General features: G+C 74.2%; 16 protein-coding genes. 13 read left to right on the top strand and 3 right to left on the bottom strand.

What is annotated here, in order from left to right; genetic code table 11:
* Positions 1 to 60: 60 nt before the first annotated feature.
* Entirely contained in the window at positions 61 to 864 is an 804-nt protein-coding gene (locus Ae150APs1_RS32070; protein WP_075298162.1) for a hypothetical protein, read from the bottom strand.
* Between the two features lie 325 nt (positions 865 to 1189).
* Between Ae150APs1_RS32070 and Ae150APs1_RS14605 the strand changes: the two genes are divergently transcribed.
* Genes Ae150APs1_RS14605 through Ae150APs1_RS14570 form a run of 9 tightly spaced genes read left to right on the top strand, consistent with a single transcriptional unit; the run spans position 1190 to position 11746 of the window.
* The gene (locus Ae150APs1_RS14605) at positions 1190 to 2179 is read left to right on the top strand and encodes an MlaD family protein (protein ID WP_083703819.1); all 990 of its coding nucleotides are present in this window, start codon (positions 1190 to 1192) and stop codon (positions 2177 to 2179) included.
* Between the two features lie 13 nt (positions 2180 to 2192).
* Positions 2193 to 2579: a hypothetical protein gene (locus tag Ae150APs1_RS32065; protein WP_139320365.1), complete on the top strand. Its 387-nt coding sequence runs from the start codon at positions 2193 to 2195 to the stop codon at positions 2577 to 2579.
* Entirely contained in the window at positions 2579 to 3952 is a 1374-nt protein-coding gene (locus tag Ae150APs1_RS14600; RefSeq protein ID WP_139316917.1) for an MlaD family protein, read from the top strand. Before Ae150APs1_RS32065 ends, Ae150APs1_RS14600 begins: the two co-directional genes overlap by 1 nt.
* The gene (locus tag Ae150APs1_RS14595) at positions 3952 to 5283 is read left to right on the top strand and encodes an MlaD family protein (protein WP_075298160.1); all 1332 of its coding nucleotides are present in this window, start codon (positions 3952 to 3954) and stop codon (positions 5281 to 5283) included. Before Ae150APs1_RS14600 ends, Ae150APs1_RS14595 begins: the two co-directional genes overlap by 1 nt.
* Positions 5283 to 6578, top strand: a complete 1296-nt coding sequence (locus tag Ae150APs1_RS14590) for an MlaD family protein (protein ID WP_075298158.1) — start codon at positions 5283 to 5285, stop codon at positions 6576 to 6578. The genes Ae150APs1_RS14595 and Ae150APs1_RS14590 overlap by 1 nt, the downstream gene beginning before the upstream one ends.
* A 14-nt stretch (positions 6579 to 6592) precedes the next feature.
* Positions 6593 to 8041, top strand: coding sequence for an MlaD family protein (locus tag Ae150APs1_RS14585; protein ID WP_075298156.1), 1449 nt, complete (start codon positions 6593 to 6595; stop codon positions 8039 to 8041).
* Positions 8038 to 10419: an RND transporter gene (locus Ae150APs1_RS14580; RefSeq protein WP_139316916.1), complete on the top strand. Its 2382-nt coding sequence runs from the start codon at positions 8038 to 8040 to the stop codon at positions 10417 to 10419. Before Ae150APs1_RS14585 ends, Ae150APs1_RS14580 begins: the two co-directional genes overlap by 4 nt.
* Positions 10419 to 11537 carry a peptidyl-prolyl cis-trans isomerase gene (locus Ae150APs1_RS14575; protein ID WP_139316915.1) on the top strand — a complete coding sequence of 373 codons (1119 nt, stop codon included), beginning with the start codon at positions 10419 to 10421 and terminating at the stop codon, positions 11535 to 11537. The genes Ae150APs1_RS14580 and Ae150APs1_RS14575 overlap by 1 nt, the downstream gene beginning before the upstream one ends.
* On the top strand, positions 11534 to 11746 hold the full coding sequence (locus tag Ae150APs1_RS14570; RefSeq protein WP_075298154.1) for a hypothetical protein: 213 nt from the start codon (positions 11534 to 11536) through the stop codon (positions 11744 to 11746). The genes Ae150APs1_RS14575 and Ae150APs1_RS14570 overlap by 4 nt, the downstream gene beginning before the upstream one ends.
* A gap of 1 nt (position 11747) precedes the next feature.
* On the opposite strand, the gene Ae150APs1_RS14565 is transcribed toward Ae150APs1_RS14570, so the two are convergent.
* Both Ae150APs1_RS14565 and Ae150APs1_RS14560 read right to left on the bottom strand, forming a co-directional pair.
* On the bottom strand, positions 11748 to 12257 hold the full coding sequence (locus Ae150APs1_RS14565) for a hypothetical protein (RefSeq protein WP_075298152.1): 510 nt from the start codon (positions 12255 to 12257) through the stop codon (positions 11748 to 11750).
* Between the two features lie 28 nt (positions 12258 to 12285).
* Positions 12286 to 13248: an ATP-binding cassette domain-containing protein gene (locus Ae150APs1_RS14560; protein ID WP_075298150.1), complete on the bottom strand. Its 963-nt coding sequence runs from the start codon at positions 13246 to 13248 to the stop codon at positions 12286 to 12288.
* Positions 13249 to 13374: 126 nt separating this feature from the next.
* Here Ae150APs1_RS14560 and Ae150APs1_RS14555 point away from each other — a divergent pair, with 126 nt between their 5' ends.
* The 4 genes from Ae150APs1_RS14555 to Ae150APs1_RS14540 all read left to right on the top strand — a co-directional run bounded on the left by Ae150APs1_RS14555 (position 13375) and on the right by Ae150APs1_RS14540 (position 16388).
* A complete protein-coding gene (locus tag Ae150APs1_RS14555) occupies positions 13375 to 13800 on the top strand; it encodes a hypothetical protein (protein ID WP_075298148.1) in 426 nt (141 codons plus the stop codon).
* A gap of 11 nt (positions 13801 to 13811) precedes the next feature.
* On the top strand, positions 13812 to 14201 hold the full coding sequence (locus Ae150APs1_RS14550; protein WP_060574629.1) for a hypothetical protein: 390 nt from the start codon (positions 13812 to 13814) through the stop codon (positions 14199 to 14201).
* Between the two features lie 112 nt (positions 14202 to 14313).
* Positions 14314 to 15864 carry an acyl-CoA synthetase gene (locus Ae150APs1_RS14545; protein WP_075298146.1) on the top strand — a complete coding sequence of 517 codons (1551 nt, stop codon included), beginning with the start codon at positions 14314 to 14316 and terminating at the stop codon, positions 15862 to 15864.
* A 116-nt stretch (positions 15865 to 15980) separates the two neighbouring features.
* The gene (locus Ae150APs1_RS14540; protein WP_060574631.1) at positions 15981 to 16388 is read left to right on the top strand and encodes an SCP2 sterol-binding domain-containing protein; all 408 of its coding nucleotides are present in this window, start codon (positions 15981 to 15983) and stop codon (positions 16386 to 16388) included.
* Positions 16389 to 16393 lie beyond the last annotated feature (5 nt).

Below are 16393 nucleotides of genomic sequence, written 5' to 3'. Positions count from 1 at the left end.
GTACACGGTCACCGTGGTCCTGCCCGCCGGCAACCCGAACCTGATCCCCGACGCGCCGATCTACGTCGACGGCTTCCAGGCCGGGAAGATCGAGTCCGTCCGGCCCGAGGAGGGGCACGCGGTCGTCGAGATCTCGGTCGACGACGACCTGGCCCCCTGCACGCCGGTGCCTTCCTGCACGTGCAGTGGAAGGCCGTCGTCGGTGAGCGCCTGCTCTTCGTCGAGGACGGGCCGGCGACCAACGCCGAGATCCCCAGCGGTGGCATGGTCGAGGGCGACTTCCCGAAGCCGACCGAGGTCGCCGACGTGCTCGCCGCCCTCGACGAGCCGACCCGGGAGCGGCTGACCAGCCTCGTCGGCACCCTGCAGAACACCGTGACCGGGCACGAGCAGGACCTCAACGCCACCGTGCAGACGGCCGGTCCGGCGCTCGCGGCGGTTGGCTCGGTGCTGCGCGGCATCGGCACCGACGGTCCGGCGATCAAGAACCTGGTCACCGACCTGAACGGCACCGTCGACACCCTGGCCCGGCGCCAGCAGGACGTCGGCGCCGTGATCGACGAGCTCTCCACCAGTGCGCGGGCGACCGCCGGGGAGCGCGAGCAGCTGCGGGCGGCGCTGGCCAAGCTGCCGCCGACGCTGCGGACCGCGCAGGGGACCCTGGACAAGGTCCCGGGGGTCACCGACGAGGCGCTGCCGCTGCTGGAGGACCTCCGCCCGGCCACCGAGAAGCTGCCCGGCGTCTCCGAACAACTCGCCCCGCTGCTGGCCGACCTGCGCCCGCTGGTCGCCGACCTCAAGCCGACGCTCGAGGCGGCGTCCACGCTGCTGGACCGGACCCCCGGCCTGCTGGACTCGTCGCACCGCTCCCTGCCGGGCCTGGCCGAGCTCGCCGGCGGCTACGCCCCGGTGCTCGAGACCCTGCGGCCCTACACCCCCGAGGTCACCGGATTCCTCACCACGTGGGGCTCGGCCGGCCAGAACTACGACGCGAACGGCCGCTACATGCGCATCTTCGCCCAGGCCGGCACCGCCCCGCCGACCGTCTACCCGCCGGGGGTGACCCCGCCGGGCATCGTCCCCGAGGTCGCCCCCGCCCCGGGCAGGCCGACGACACCTCCGGCAACGGGGACAGCGCGCAGACCCCGCTGCTCCCGCAGCTGGGCGACGCGAGCGGGGAGGGGCCGCGATGACCCTCGGATTCTCCCGCCTGCGGATCCTGGTGATCGCGACCGTCGCGATCGTGGCCGGCACCGGTGCGGCGGCCGGCATCGGGAACTCCGAGGACGGCCGCATCCTGATCACCGAGTTCGCCGACGTGAGCCCGATCCTGGCCGGACAGCAGGTCAAGATCAACGGGGTCACGGTCGGCGAGGTCGGGGAGCCGCAGTTCGACCCGGTGCGCAAGGTCGCCCAGGTCCCGCTGCGGGTGGACGCCCGGGCCATGCCGGTCCACACCGACGCCACCGTCCGGGGCGCCCCCGTGTCGCTGCTCGGTGAGCGGTTCCTCGACCTGAGGACCGGCGACCCGGCGGCCCCCGAGCTGCCGATGGACGGTGTGATCGGGGTCGACCGGACCGGTCAGGAGGAGGACCTCCAGAACATCCTCGACACCCTGGACGACCCGACGGCCGGTTCGCTCGCGGCACTGGTCACCACGCTCGGGCAGGGCACCGCGAACAACGGCGAGAACGTGCAGAAGACGCTCGCCGCGCTCGGCCCGGCGATGACCGACACCGACCAGCTGGTGTCGGTGCTGGCCGACCAGAACGAGCTGCTCGGCCGGGTCGTCGACCAGGTGGAGCCGGTCACCGGCGCGCTCGCCGTCGACGAGGGCAGGCGGCTCGACGGCCTGGTCGCCTCGACGACGTCGCTGCTGGGCACCACGGCCGCCCGCGACGCGCAGCTGCGCGGCACGCTGCAGGAGCTGCCCGGCACCCTCGCGGCCGCCCGGGCCACGCTCGGCGAGCTCGCCGGCACCGCGCAGTCGACCTCGGTGACGCTGGGGAACCCTGCGCCCGACCACCGACAACCTGGTGCAGATCAGCGAGGAGCTGCACCGCTTCGCCGACTCGGCGGACCCCGCGCTCGCCTCGGCGGACCCGGTCCTCGACCGGGCGAGCGAGCTGCTCGACCAGGCGCAGCCCGTCGCCGCGCAGCTGCGGGCCGCAGGCCCTGACCTGCAGCGCACGGTGGACGGTGCCGAACCGATCGTCCGGGACCTGAACGGGAACCTGGGCAACGTCCTCGGCTTCATCCGCAACTGGGCGCTCACCACGAACGAGAAGGACGGCCTCTCGCACTACTTCCGGGCCAGCTACGTGGCGAACCCGGACGCGGTGAGCGGGTTCGTCCCCGGCGGCCTGCCGGACCTGGCACCCGCGCCGGGCCCGGACCCGTCGCCGAACCCGCAGGTGAACGAGCCCGCGCCGAGCGGGCCGGGTCCGGGCACGGCGGCCCAGCCGGGCCAGGACTCGAACACCCTGCTGCAGAGCCAGCCCACCCCCGAGAGCAGCGCAACCGGGCTCTCGCCCGAGCAGGAGCAGGGCGCGCTCGGAACCCTCCTGGGAGGCCAGTGATGGCGAGTGCCAAGCCCGCGCGCGGAGCGCGCTTCCGCTCCGGGGTGATCGGCCTGCTGATCTTCGTGGCGGCCGGCTTCTCCCTCTACGTGGCGCTGACCGCGCAGAAGGGGCTGCCCTTCGCCCAGCACGAGTTCCGCACCGCGGCGATCACCGACACCGGTGACCTCGCGGTCGGCAACGACGTCCGGATCGGGCAGGTCCGGGTCGGGCGGGTCGACGCGATCGACCTGGCCGACGGTGTGCCGCAGGTCCGGATGCAGCTCGACGACGGCGAGACCTCGGTCTACCGGGACGGCTCGGCCGCCGTGACCGGCCGGTCCGGCCTTGGTCAGCAGTACCTGGACCTGGACTCGGGCACCCCGCAGGCCGGTGAGCTCGGCGAGGACGAGGTCCTCCCGGAGAGCCGTTCCCGCGGGGCGGTCCAGCTGCTGGACCTGGCCGAGGTCTTCGACCCGGCCACCCAGGACGCGACCCGGTCGTCGTTGCAGCAGCTCGGCAACGGTGCCGCCGGGCACGGCCAGGACCTCCAGGACGTCGCGAAGGCCGGGCCCGAGATCCTGCCCGACCTCGGCACGACCGCCCGGTCGCTGTCGCTGGACGGAGGCCGCGACCTGACGACGATGCTCCGGTCCCTGGAGAGCCTGAGCTCCCGGTTCTCCGGGCGCGAGCAGGAGATCTCGTCGCTGGTCGGGCAGCTCGACACCACGTTCGCCGCGATTGACGCCGACCGGGGCGAGGCACTCGGCGGTGCGCTCGACATCGCTCCGGAGGCGCTGCCCACCGCCCGCAAGGCGCTCGAGGACCTGCAGCAGCCGCTGGCGTCGACGAACTCGGCGATGACCCAGCTGCAGCCCGGCGCGCGGTCGCTCGGCGACGCCACCCCGGACCTGCGGGGCGTGCTCACCGAGGCCCCGCGGCCGCTGGACAAGCTGCCCGGTGTCTCAGAGTCCGCCGAGCCCGCACTCGGTTCGCTGACCCCTGCGGTGGAGGACGCCCGCCCGGTCGCCCCCAAGGTGACCCAGGCCGTCGGCTTCGCGAACACCCCGCTGCAGGTGCTGGCGCCCTACTCGCCGGAGATCTCGCAGTGGTTCACCAGCGCGAGCTTCGCCCTGTCCGACGGCGACGCCGCCGGCCACCACCTGCGGTTCACCCTGCTCCCGCGGACCGAGAGCCTGACCGGCGCCGCAGGCGTCGAGGACCCGCTGCGCAGCGGCGACCCGTACCCGGCTCCGGGCGAGACGCCCGGCCAGGCCTCGCAGGGGATCCTCCCCGCCCCCGGCGAGTCCAACGCACGTCCGGAGGAGCAGCCCGACGCCGGTGACAGCGCGTCCGAGGGCGGCGGCTTCGGCGGACTCCTCGGAGGCAACTGATGAGTGACCGGACTTCCACGCCGCGCGTGCGGCGCCGCCTCCCGCTCTGGGTGGCCGCGCTGGCCGTGATCGGGCTGATGGTCGTGTCCCTGGCGGGCGGCCTGCTCAAGCCGCAGATCAGCACGCTGCTGATGCGGCTCACTGGGGCGGAGACCCGGGAGATGCATTTCAGCGCCAACCAGTTCCTCTTCGACGACGTCAGCAAGGTCAAGGTCGCCGGGGTGGACTCCGGCGTCGTCGAGTCGGTCCGGCCCGCCGACGACGGCGGGGCGATCGTGACCGTCGTCGTCGACGACGAGGTCACCGGCACCGTGGGCGACCAGCCCTCGGCCCGGCTGCGACCCACGACCCTGCTGTCCGGCCTATTCTACATCGAGGTCGTCCCCGGCGGGGACCGCAGCACGGAGTGGACCGAGCAGATCCCGCTGGACCGCACGCGGCTGCCCACCGAGCTCGACGACGTCGCCGAGCGCCTCCAGCCGGACGCGCTGGCCGGCGCCCGCACCGCGATCACGCAGTTCGACGAGACGCTCGGCGCCGCGGGCGGCAACGACGCGCTGCACGAGCTCCTCGCGGCCGCCCCCGGGACCCTCGGCCCGGGAGCCGGGGTGATCGAGTCGCTGCGCGGCACCGATCCGGAGACCGACCTGAACCAGGTCGTCCGGGGCCTGCAGGCGACCACCGGAACGCTGAACCGGGAACCCGGCCAGCTGGACGGGATCGTCGCGGACCTGCAGGACACCACCCGGGTCCTGGCCGACACCTCACCGGCGATGGCGGACACGATCCGCAGGCTCCCCGGTGTCCTCGACACCACCGACGCCGGGCTGCAGCGACTGGACGTCAGCCTGGACAAGGTCGCCGGGACCGCCGGTCCGGCGCGGCCCGCCGTGCAGGAGCTCGACCGGCTGCTCGGCCGGGTCGAGCCGGTGCTCGCCGACGCCCGCCCCCTGGTCTCGGACCTGCGCGGCGCGCTGGCCGACACCCGGCCGCTGGTGGAGGGCCTGATCCCGGCCAGTGAGGGCGCCACCCGCGTGTTCGACGACCTCCCGGCACCGCTGGAGCGGCTGAACGGGCCGGTCCTCGACTCGCTGAACACCCCGTTCGTCGGCCAGGGGCCGTTCGACGCGGTCGACAACCGGGGCGTCCCGCTGAAGGACGAACTGGGCCACATGTTCAGCGGCCTGAACAAGGCCGGTGCCTATGTGGACCCGAACGGGCACGCCGTCGCCTTCCACCCCGGACCGGGCCTCGGCTCGGTCCCGGCGGTCGGCAACGTGAGCCTCGAGAACATGTACCAGCAGCTCTTCCACGGGACGGGTGGTCGGTGATGGCCGCGGAGCACTCGGCGGAGACGGAGTCGGCGGGCGGGTTCGGTGCCCGCGTCCGCAGCGGTCTCGACCGCGTCCGGAACGAGCCCGGGCTGGGCCGCAACGTCCTGGCGCTGCTCGTGGTCATGACCATGGGCCTGGTCTGCGGCGGCTACATCCTGTCGCAGCAGCGGTTCGTCCCCCCGTGGGCGAACGAGACGATGGCCTACGCGACCTTCTCCGAGGCACCCGCGCTCGCGCCGGGCCGCGGTCAGGAGGTCCGGATGTCCGGCGTCCCGGTCGGCGACATCCGCTCCGCGGAGCTGTCGCCGGAGGGCGACGCGCTCGTCCTGATGGCGATCGACCGGAACGACTACGACGGCCCGATCCACGACGACGCGACCGTCGTCCTGCGGCCGAAGAGCCCGCTCAACGAGATGTACATCGAGATGGACCCGGGCACGCCCGCCGGCGAGCCGGTCGAGCAGTACGGCGTCCTCCCGGTGGCGAACGCGAAGCCGCCGGTGCAGGTCGACGCAGCCCTGGCCCACCTGGACGACAACGCGCTGGGCGCGGTGCAGAGCCTGCTGGAGGCGTCCGACGTCGCACTGGCCACGGCGCCGCAGGACCTGCCTGCCGGCGCACGGGCCACCACCGACGTGGTGAACCGGCTCAAGCCGGTCGTCGACCAGCTCGACCGGCGGCGGGACAACCTGGCGCGGCTGGTGACGTCGATCGGACAGCTGTCCACCGCGGTGGGCGGCGACGAGAAGCGGCTCACCGACCTGGCGAACTCGCTGTCGACCACGCTGAAGACGGTGTCGGCACAGAGCGACGCGTTGCGCGACAGCCTGAACGAGCTCCCCGGGGTCGTGGACAACCTGGGAGCGGCGACCGGCAACGTCCAGCAGCTGTCCGACCAGCTGGACCCGACGCTGGACAACGTCCGGGCCGCGTCCGAGGAGCTGCCGTCGGCGCTGGACCGGCTGAACGGCACCGTCGACACGCTGGACACGACGATCGACAAGGCCCGGCCGGTGGCGCAGAAGCTGCAGCCGGTCGCGGCGGACCTGCGGCCGTTCGTGAACGACCTGAACGCGACGCTGCCGGACCTGCAGGCGGTCTCCGGCCGGCTCGACCCGGTGACGGCGGGCCTCGAGCAGTACCTGCCCGACCTGAACGCGTTCGTCTACCAGACGTCGTCGGTGACCAGCCTGCGCGACGCCAACGGCGGGATCCTGCGCGGCCTGCTGCAGGTCGGCCCGACCGTCATCCCCGCACCCGGAGCCGACGAGCTCACCCCGACCCCCCGATAGGAGGTGACTCCACGATGAAGATCCCCCACTCCGCGCTGCCGGCGATCCGGACGACGATCCTGCTCGCCTTCACCGCCGCGTCGGCGTTCGTGTTCCTGTTCTTCTGGACCTCCGTCGGTGGCTACGTCCCGGGCTACACGCAGGACGAGTACCGCACCACGTTCGACGTGGACCAGGTCAACAACCTGGTGCCCCAGTCGGACGTGACGCTCAACGGGGTCAAGGTGGGGAAGGTCCTGACCATCGAGGCGACCCCCGAGGGGCGCGCCGAGGTGGTCATGAACCTGACCGACGAGAACGCGGTGCCGCTGCACGAGGGCGTGACCGGCCGGATCAACGCCAAGACCCTCGTCGAGGAGACCTACGTGTCCCTCACCGACGGCGCCGGGGCCGAGCTCCCCGCGGACTCCCGGCTCCCGGACGGTGCCGTCGAGCCCCCAGTGCTCCTGGACGACCTGATCCGCACGTTGCCCGAGGACCGGCGGGTGGCGCTGTCGTCGACCCTGCAGTCGCTCGGGTCGGCCACCCGGGACACCCAGGCCGGCGTCTCCGGCGCGCTCGACGGCCTCGGGCAGCTGGGCCGGGAGGGCGGCACGGCGCTCGACGCGCTCGCCGCCCAGTCGAAGGACCTGGAGCAGCTGTCCACGAACACCGCCGCGGTGCTCGCCGCGCTGGACATCCAGCGCGGCCGGATCGCCGACCTGGTGACCGATGCGAACATGGTCACCGAGGTCACCGCGGGCAGCCGCACGGACCTGGAGAACACCATCCGGGAGCTCCCGCCGACGCTGGCCGCGGCGAACGACGCCGGCGACGACCTGTCCCGGCTCGCCGGCGGGCTCGCCCCGGTGGCGGAGAACCTGGACCGGGCGGCGCCGTCGCTGAACGCGGCCCTGAACGAGCTGCCGCAGACGACGGCCGACCTGCGCGGGCTGCTGCCGGCGCTGGACCGGACGCTGGACAAGGCGCCGCCGACGCTGGACCGGGTCCCCGTCCTGTCCGACGACCTGCAGCGGCTGCTGCCGGACGCCGACCGGGCCCTGACCCAGCTCAACCCGATGCTGGAGTACCTGAAGCCGTACGGCGGCGACCTCTACCAGTTCTTCACCAGCTTCGGCTGGACGGTCTCGCGCGGCGACGCGAACGGCACCCTGCTCCGGGTGATGCCGGTGTTCCACGCCCAGTCGTTCAAGGGCAACCCGGTCCCGTTGAACGAGGTCCCGCCGCTGGACGACAACAACCCGTACCCGCGGCCCGGCACCCAGGAGAACCCCGAGGACGACGCCCCGCCGCCGCAGGTGGCGGACCCGGGACCGGCCGACCGGCGGCCGGCGCCCGGACCGGCGCCGACCGCCGGGCCGCAGCCCGAGGGCGACGCGGCGCGCGGCGACGCACCGCCGGCCGACGCACCGGCCGACGACTCCGGCGGCGGTGGACTGCTGTCCGGGCTGGGAGGCCGATGAGCGTGTTCCGTCGTCTCCGTCCGACCCTCGAGGGGCGCAGGGCCGCGTTCGCGGCCGTGCGCCCCTCGGGGCGTTCCTGGTCCGCGCTGCTCCTCGCACTCGTCGTGGCCGCGCTGACGGTCGTCGGTGTGTCCAGGGTGGAGGTCGAGACCGGCGTCGAGTCGTTCCTGCCGTCGTCGGACCCGTCGGTGCAGCGCTACGAGGAGCTCGCCCGGTCCTTCGGCGGTGACCCGATCGTCGTGCTGCTCCGTGCTCCGGAGCGGGCCGGCCTGCTCGACCGCGAGGTCCTGCCGCAGGTGCTCGGGGCCGAGGGCGAGCTCTCCCGGCTGGGGGACGTGGCGTCGGTGTACGGGCCGGCGACCACGCTCAACCAGATGGCGTCGCAGTCGCAGAAGCTGCTCGCCGAGCTGACCGGCCGCCGGGACGGCCTGCAGCGCGCCGCCTCGATCACGGCCGAGCAGCGCGGTGAGGACCCGGCCGCGGCCGGCCGCGCCGCGACCGACGCCTTCGACGCCCGCTACGGCCCGCTGATCGTGCAGGGCCTGCCGGTGGGGCTGCCGACCCTGCGCAACCAGCGCTTCGTCGAGAACGCGGTCTTCAACGACGCCGGCGCGCCCCGCCCGCAGTGGCGGTACGTGGTGCCGGACGAGCGGTCGCTGGCGATCCTCGTCCGCCCGCGGGAGGGCCTGGACCAGGCCGGGACCGAGCGGCTGGTGGCCGAGGTCCGCGACACCGTCTCGGCGGCGGGGCTGCCCGCCGAGGCGACCGTGTCCGGCGTCCCCGCCATCACCGCCTCGCTCGGCTCGGCGGTCGACGCCGAGGCACCGGTGATCGGCGCGGTCGCGGTCGGCGCGATCGGGCTCTGCCTGTTCCTGGTGCCCTGGACCCGGCGGCGACGGCGGCGACGGCGGCTGGTCCCGCTGGCGGTGACCCTCACCGCGACCGCGGCGACCCTCGCCGTCCTCGGGTGGGCGGGACGACCGGTCTCGCTCGGCGTCGTCGCCTTCCTCCCGGTGCTGGTCGGGCTGGGCAGCTACTACCCGACCTACTTCGCCCGGGGCGCCCGGCCGCGGACGGTCGCGGTCGTCGCGGCCGGGACGGCAGCCGGGTTCGGGGCCCTGGGGCTCTCACCGCTGCCGTTCGTCCGGGACCTCGGGCTCACGCTCGCCCTCGGCGTCGCGTTCGCGGTGGCGGTCGGCTGGTTCGTCTACCGGCCCGGCGGGTGGGTCGGCCCGGACGTCGCGCCGGAGCCGGGCCCCGGCGCCGCGCCGGACCGTGTGCCCGGGCCGGACCCCGCCCCGGCCCGGCCGCCGCGCCGGGCGCGGACCGCGGTCGTCGCGGCCGTGCTGCTCGCCGTCGCCGGCTGGGCGACGCTGCCGCTGCTCCCGTTGCAGACCAGCGTGGACGCGCTGTCGGAGGGCCTGCCCGCGGTCTCCGACGCGAGTGAGGTCGAGCGGGTTCTCGGTTCCGGTGGCGAGCTCGCCGTCGTCCTGCGCACCGCGGACGGCCCGGCGGGCGAACAGGCCGACGTCCTCACCCCGGAGGCGTGGGAATGGATGACCCGGGCCCAGCAGGAGATCGTCCGCGGTCACGGCGACGAGGCACGGCCCGCGCTGTCGGCGCCGTCGCTGCTGTCGTTCCTCGGGCCGACCCCCACCCCGGAGCAGATCCGGGCCGGGGTGCGGCTGCTGCCGCCGTACCTCACCGGGGCGGTGCTCCGGTCCGACGGCGACATGGCGGTGCTGTCGTTCGGCGTCCGGCTCGACGACCTGGACCGGCTGCGCGACCTCACCGGCGCGATCACGGCCGGGCTGCCACCGGCACCGCCCGGGTTCGTCGCCGAGGTCTCCGGCCTGCCCGCCGTCGCCGTGCAGGGCTACGAGCTGGTCTCGGCGGACCGCTACCTCGCCGGTACCGCCGGGCTCGTGGCGGCGGGGCTCGTCCTGGCCGTCGGGCTCCGGCACCGGCGCGACGCCGGACGTGCGGTGCTCGCCGCCGTCCTCGCCACCGGGGCCAACCTGCTCCTGCTGTGGGTGACCGGCACCCCGCTGAACCCGCTGACCGTGGCGCTGGGCTCGCTGACCGCGGCCGTCGGCTGCGAGTTCACCGTCATGACCGCCGCCGCGGTCCGCACGCGCGACCCCCGGCTGCGGACCGCGGTGACCCTGGCCGCCCTCACCTCGGGTACCGGGTTCGCCGTGCTGGCGCTGTCCGATCTCGCCGTCATGCGCGAGTTCGGCCTGCTGCTGGCCCTGTCCGTCCTGCTGTCCTACCTGGCCGCACGGCTCGTGGTGCGGGCGTTCCCGCCCGCCGGGGCCCCGGCCGGACCCCCTCCCCGGAGTACCTCCTCCGGTGAGCAGCCCGTTGGAGTGATGTGATGCGTGTCAAGTCCACACTGGCGTGGACCGCCGGAGAAGCCCTGCACGCCGCGCGGTCGACGTGGCCGGGGCGGATCGTCGCCGCCGTGCTCGTCCTGGCGGTCGTCGCCGGCGTCGGCGGAGGTCTCTGGTGGCAGTCCCGGCAGGTGCCCGACGGCGCCGCCCTCGCCGTCGGCGAACGGGTCGTCACCGTCCCCGAGCTCGACGAGCGGGTGCAGACCCTGCGCGCCCTCTACGGCGTCGAGCTGCCCACCGACGATCCGGCGAGGATGGACGGCTTCCGGCGGGACGCGGCCAAGGCCGTCGCGGTGAGCATGGTGCTGGAGGACCGCGCCGCCGAGCTGGGCGTCGGGGTCGCCGACGCCAAGGTGCGCCAGACCCTCGACCAGTACGTCACCCAGCAGCTCGGGCCCGGGCCGTCCGCGCGGGACGAGTTCGTGACCGTGCTCGGCAACGTCGGCACCTCGGAGGACAAGGTCCTCGGCGAGATCCGCCAGCAGATGGCGGTCGGTGAGCTGTTCAACCGGGTCACCGAGGGCGTCACCACCTCCGACGACGACCTGCGGGCCGCCTTCCCGCAGTACGCGCAGCGGCTGGGGAAGCCGGAGTCCCGCGAGCTCGCCAACATCGTCGTGACCAACAAGGAGGCGGCCGACCGGGTCGCCGCCGAGCTGCGCGGCGGCGGCGACTTCGCGGCGGCCGCCCGGGCGAACAGCATCGACAACGCCACCCGTGACGCCGGTGGCGCGATGGGCACGGTGAGCGCGGAACAGCTCCAGCCGGAGTACGCGAAGGCCGCGTTCGGGGTCCCGTCCGGGCAGGTGTTCGGGCCGGTGCAGAACCAGTTCGGCTGGAACGTCGGCCGGGTCGGCGCGGTCACCCCGGGCGTCCCGGCGGAGTTCGACCAGGTGAAGGACAAGCTCCGCCAGCTCGTCGACTTCGACCGGAGGCTCGCGGCCTGGGGGGAGTGGATGACGGACTCGCTGTCCGGCGGGGACGTTCGCTACGCCGACGACTACCGGCCCGTGGACCCGGACTCGGCACCGACCGGCGGCACCCCCGGCCTGCCGCCGGGGGCCCCGAACACGGTTCCGCCCGCCCCGGGCGGTGGTGGGTGAGCGTCGTCCTGGCCTTCGCCGGGGTCGGCGTCCTGCTCGTCCTCATGGGGTGGGCGGGGCGCCGGAACTCGGTGCGCCTCGGCGCGGTGCCCGGGATGCCGCCCGCCCACGAGTCGCACCGGATCCGGGTGATCCACCGCGGCGCGACGACCTGCCTCGCGGTGGGGGTCGCCTTCGTCGTCGTCGGGATCATCGCCCCGCTGCTCTGAGCTACGGCGCCACGGCCGCGGCCCGCACCGGCTCGCCGTTCGGGTTCACCGGGAACCAGGTGCCGCCGAACGCTTCGACGCCCTGGCCGGCGATCGTGCCGGGCGCGGTGTCCCCGGCGAACCGGTGCAGCGCGTGCCCGGCGTACGCGACCTGCTCGGCGCCGTCCGGGGCGACGACGGTGCCGAGCCGGTCGACGCGCAGCGGGTTGAGCGTGCCGTCGGCGGGATGCGGGACGCCCTCGGCGACGTAGGCGGGCCACTGTGCGGCGCACTCGCCGGTGCAGGGCCCGCCGCCGGGCACCCGGGCGTAGAGCACCCGGCCCGCGCCGTCGGTGAGGACCGCACCCGCCTCGGTGGTGGCGACCGCGACGGTCGTGTCGGCGCCGGTGAGGGTGAAGGCCTGCTCGCCGGTGTGCGGGGCGGTCGAGGAGCATCCGGCGAGTGTCAGGACGGCGGCCGCGGCGAGCAGCGCGGCACGGGATCCGGTACGGCGGTGGCGGGGGACGGGCACGGGGGTCCTCTCGGGAGCGGTGGTGGGCTCAGCGGGTGAGCAGCAGGAACAGGCAGTACGAGGTGACGACCGCGATCAGCAGCAGTGCCGGCACCACCGTGCGGGGATCCAGCTCGATCGTCCGGGACCGCTTCCGGCCGCCGTCCAGTTCGGCCCGGGTGGCGTCCGGGTCGGGGGGCCCGAGCAGGTCGGACAGCCGGAACCGCCGGTCGAACTCGTCGGCGTCGTGCACCCCGCGCAGCAGCTCCGACGGCGGCCCGGCGGCCACGATCCGCCCGTGGCACAGGATCGCGACGGTGTCGGCCAGCGCGCGGGCCAGCTCGACGTCGTGCGTGGTGACCAGGACGGTGGCCCCGGACCGCTCGTGCTGCTCGCGGACCGCGGCGACGACGGTGGCGGCGTACGCGGCGTCCAGCCCGGTCTCCAGCTCGTCGAGCACCAGGACCGGCGCCCCGACGGCGAGGGTGCGGGCGATCGCGAGCCGCTTGCGGCCGTGCGCCGGCAGCTCGCCGGGCAGCGCGTCGGCCCGGTCGTGCAGCCCCATCTCGCGGAGCCGGTGCATCGCGATCCGTTCGACGCGGCCGGGGTCCAGGCCGCGGCCGTCGAGCGCGTACGTGACGTTCTCGTAGGCGCTCAGCGATCCGAACAGGCTCGACTCGAACACCGACGACCCGCCGAAGAGGACGCTCATGCCGCGGCGGATCCGGCGCAGCTCGGCCTCGCCCGCCGTCCAGACGTCGGCGCCCGCCACCGTCACGGTGCCGCGGCCCGGCGCGACCAGCCCGGCCAGGTGCCGGACCAGGGTCGTCTTCCCGGCCCCGGACGGTCCCATCACGACGGTCACCGTGCCGGGGTCGAGGCTCAGGCCGAGCCGGAACAGCACGGGGGTCTCGTCGAGCATCGTCGTGACGTCCCGGAACTCGACGGCGGGGCCGGCGGGATCCGGACGTCGGCCCGGCAACGGCGCGCCCGGCCGGTGCGCGTCCGGCATGGGAACAGTGGACCCGCCGCGGGCCGGGGGCGCACGTCTCCCGGGGGTGGTGGTTCCGCCCCCGTAGTGGGTGTCTCCGGGCCGGAGGGGTCGGCCCCGGCGCGCGGCCGTCCTACTCTGCGCGCCATGACCGAGACGCGGGAGCCCGTGCCGTCGACGATGCCGTGGGCGCTGGTGGTCTCGGCGTCGGCGTGGATGCTGACGGCGGTGCTGCTGCTGGTGGCGTGGGCCGGCCTCCGGCCGGACCCCACGGTCGACGAGGAGACCGCGAGCACCCTCGGCGGCGACCTCGGGACCGACGTCGCCGGGATCGGCTCCGCCGCGCCGTTCCCGACGTTCCTCCTGGTCGTCGTGGCCGCCCTGCTGGCGGTCGCCGGTGCCGCCCTGGCGCTGCGGTACCGCGCGGCCCGTCACCCGGCGGTGGTCCTCGCCGTTGTCTCGGTGGTGCTGCTCGCGGTCGCGGCCCGCTGGGAGACCGTCCCGGCGATGCTCCTGCTGGTGGTGGGGACGATCCCGCTGCTGCTGCCGTCGGCCGTGCGGCAGATGTGCTGAGGAGGCACGTCATGACGGTCCCGGGATTCGACTGGTTCTCCGACCGGGTGGACTGGGTCAGCCTCGTCCGCGGCTCCTCGCTGGCGTTCAGCGTGCTCGTGATCGGCGGCCTCGCCGCGCCGCTGGGCTCGCGGGTCCCGGTGATCGGTCCGGCGTGGCTGATCGTCACCGCGATCTGCGCGTTCGTGCTGGCCGGCTACCGGATCGGCGACGCGGTCGATCCCCGCGTGCACGGGGCCGGCGCCGCCGTCGTGGGGTACGTGCTGGTGCTGCCGCTGGTCGTGCTCGGCACCGGCGGCCTCGACCCGGCCCAGCTCGTCCTCACCCTGCTCACCGCCGTGATCATGGGTGGGCTCGCCGGGCACCTCGCCGGGCGCAACCGCGACCGCCGCGCGGCGTGAGCGCGCTTCCCCGGTAGGGGAGAGGGAACCACCCCGGAGGAGCGATTCGGCCCGCGTCCGGGGCGGACACGATCGGTGCTCCCGTCCGTTCTCGAGGGAGAGAGCAGCAGCCGTGTTCCCAGGCACCCATGCGCGCACCCGGCCCGACCACCCGGCCGTCGTCCAGCCCGAGTCGGGCCGCACCGTCACCTACGCCGAGCTGGACGACCGCTCCCGGCGGCTCGCGCACGTGCTGCGTGTGACCGGGCTGCGCCGCGGCGACCACGTCGCGTTCGTCTCGGACAACGCGCCCGAGGTCTTCGACGTCTACTGGGCGGCACTGCGGTCCGGCCTGTACGTCACCGGGATCAACCACCACCTGAGCGCGGACGAGGCCGCCTACATCGCGACCGACTGCGGGGCGCGGGTCCTGTTCACCTCCGCCGGCACCGGGGACCTCGCCGTGGCGATGGCCTCCCGGACCCCGGGCGTCGAGCGCCGGATCGCCTTCGGCGGCGCCGTCGAGGGTCACGAGGACCTGGACGACGCCCTGGCACAGGCACCGGACGGTCCGCTGCCCGACCAGCCGCGCGGCGCCGACATGCTCTACTCCTCGGGCACCACCGGCCGGCCGAAGGGGATCAAGCCCGCGCTGCCGGACATCCAGGTCGACGAGCCGGGCGACCTCTACACGGCCGTCTTCGGGCCGATGTACGGGTTCGGCGAGGACACCGTCTACTACTCCCCGGCGCCGGTCTACCACGCCGCGCCGCTGCGGTTCGGCGGCATCGTGCACGCACTCGGCGGCACCGTCGTCATGGCGCGGCGGTTCGGGGCCGAGACCGCGCTGGAGCACCTCCAGCGGTACCGGGTGACCCACGGGCAGTTCGTGCCGACGATGTTCGTCCGGATGCTCAAGCTCGACGACGAGGTCCGCGCGTCCTTCGACGTGACGTCCCTGCGGGTCGCGGTGCACGCGGCCGCGCCGTGCCCGGTCGACGTCAAGCAGAAGATGATCGACTGGTGGGGCCCGGTCCTGCACGAGTACTACTCGTCGACCGAGGGCAACGGCGTCACCTTCATCGACTCCGAGACCTGGCGGACCAGGCCCGGGTCGGTCGGGAGGGCGGGCCTGGGGATCATCCGGATCTGCGACGACGACGGCGCGGAGCTGCCCGCCGGTGAGGTCGGCACCGTCTACTTCGAACGGGAGACACCGGCGTTCGAGTACCACAACGCCCCGGAGAAGACCCGCGAGGGACGGCACCCGGCGCACGAGAACTGGTCCACCACCGGTGACGTCGGCTACCTGGACGCCGACGGCTATCTGTTCCTCACCGACCGCAAGGCATTCATGATCATCTCCGGCGGGGTGAACATCTACCCGCAGGAGGTCGAGGACGTCCTCACGCTGCACCCGAAGGTCTACGACGTCGCCGTCGTCGGGATCCCGGACCCGGAGATGGGCGAGCAGGTCAAGGCCGTCGTGCAGCTCCCGCAAGGGGTCGAGGGGTCACCGGCGCTCGAGGCCGAGCTGCTGGGGTTCGTGCGCGAACGGATCGCCCACTACAAGGCACCGCGCAGCGTCGACTTCACCGCCGAGCTGCCGCGCAGCGCCACCGGGAAGCTCGTCAAGGGCGAGCTGCGCCGCCGCTACACCGAGCCCGCACCCACCGCCGGCTGATCACCCTCCGTGCGCCCGATGGGAGCACGAACCCACCCCCCCGGGAGCGATGCCCCGCAGGTGGCGCCCCGGACAGCATCTGTGCCACCGAACCCTGCTCAACGAGGAGACCGACAATGGGCTATTTCGCCGACAGCGCCGAGGTCGACACCTACATCGGCGGAGTGTTCCGCGCAGCCGACGGGCACGCCGAGTCCGGCCCGAAGATGCGCGCCGCGGACCTCAACCTCCGCGTGCTCTACACCGACCCGGACACCGAGATGTGGGTCAAGATGCACGAGCCCGCGATGGAGGTGCACACCGGCGCCGACGAGGACAAGGCCGACATCACGCTGATGATGCGTGCCGACACCGGCGACAAGTTCTGGCGCGGTGAGTACAACCTCGCCGTCGGTCTGGCCAAGGGCGAGGTCAAGGCCAAGGGCCCGGTCAACAAGATCCTGAAGCTGGTCCCGCTGACCAAGCCACTGTTCCCGATGTACCGCGAGCTGGTCGCCGAGAAGGACGCCTCCGCGAACGCCTGACGGCC

It is taken from the genome of Pseudonocardia sp. Ae150A_Ps1, assembly GCF_001932315.1.
In the GTDB taxonomy this organism is placed as follows: domain Bacteria; phylum Actinomycetota; class Actinomycetes; order Mycobacteriales; family Pseudonocardiaceae; genus Pseudonocardia.
The sequence above is the reverse complement of the archived record's forward strand: the minus strand, read 5'-3'. Positions and strand labels throughout refer to the sequence as shown.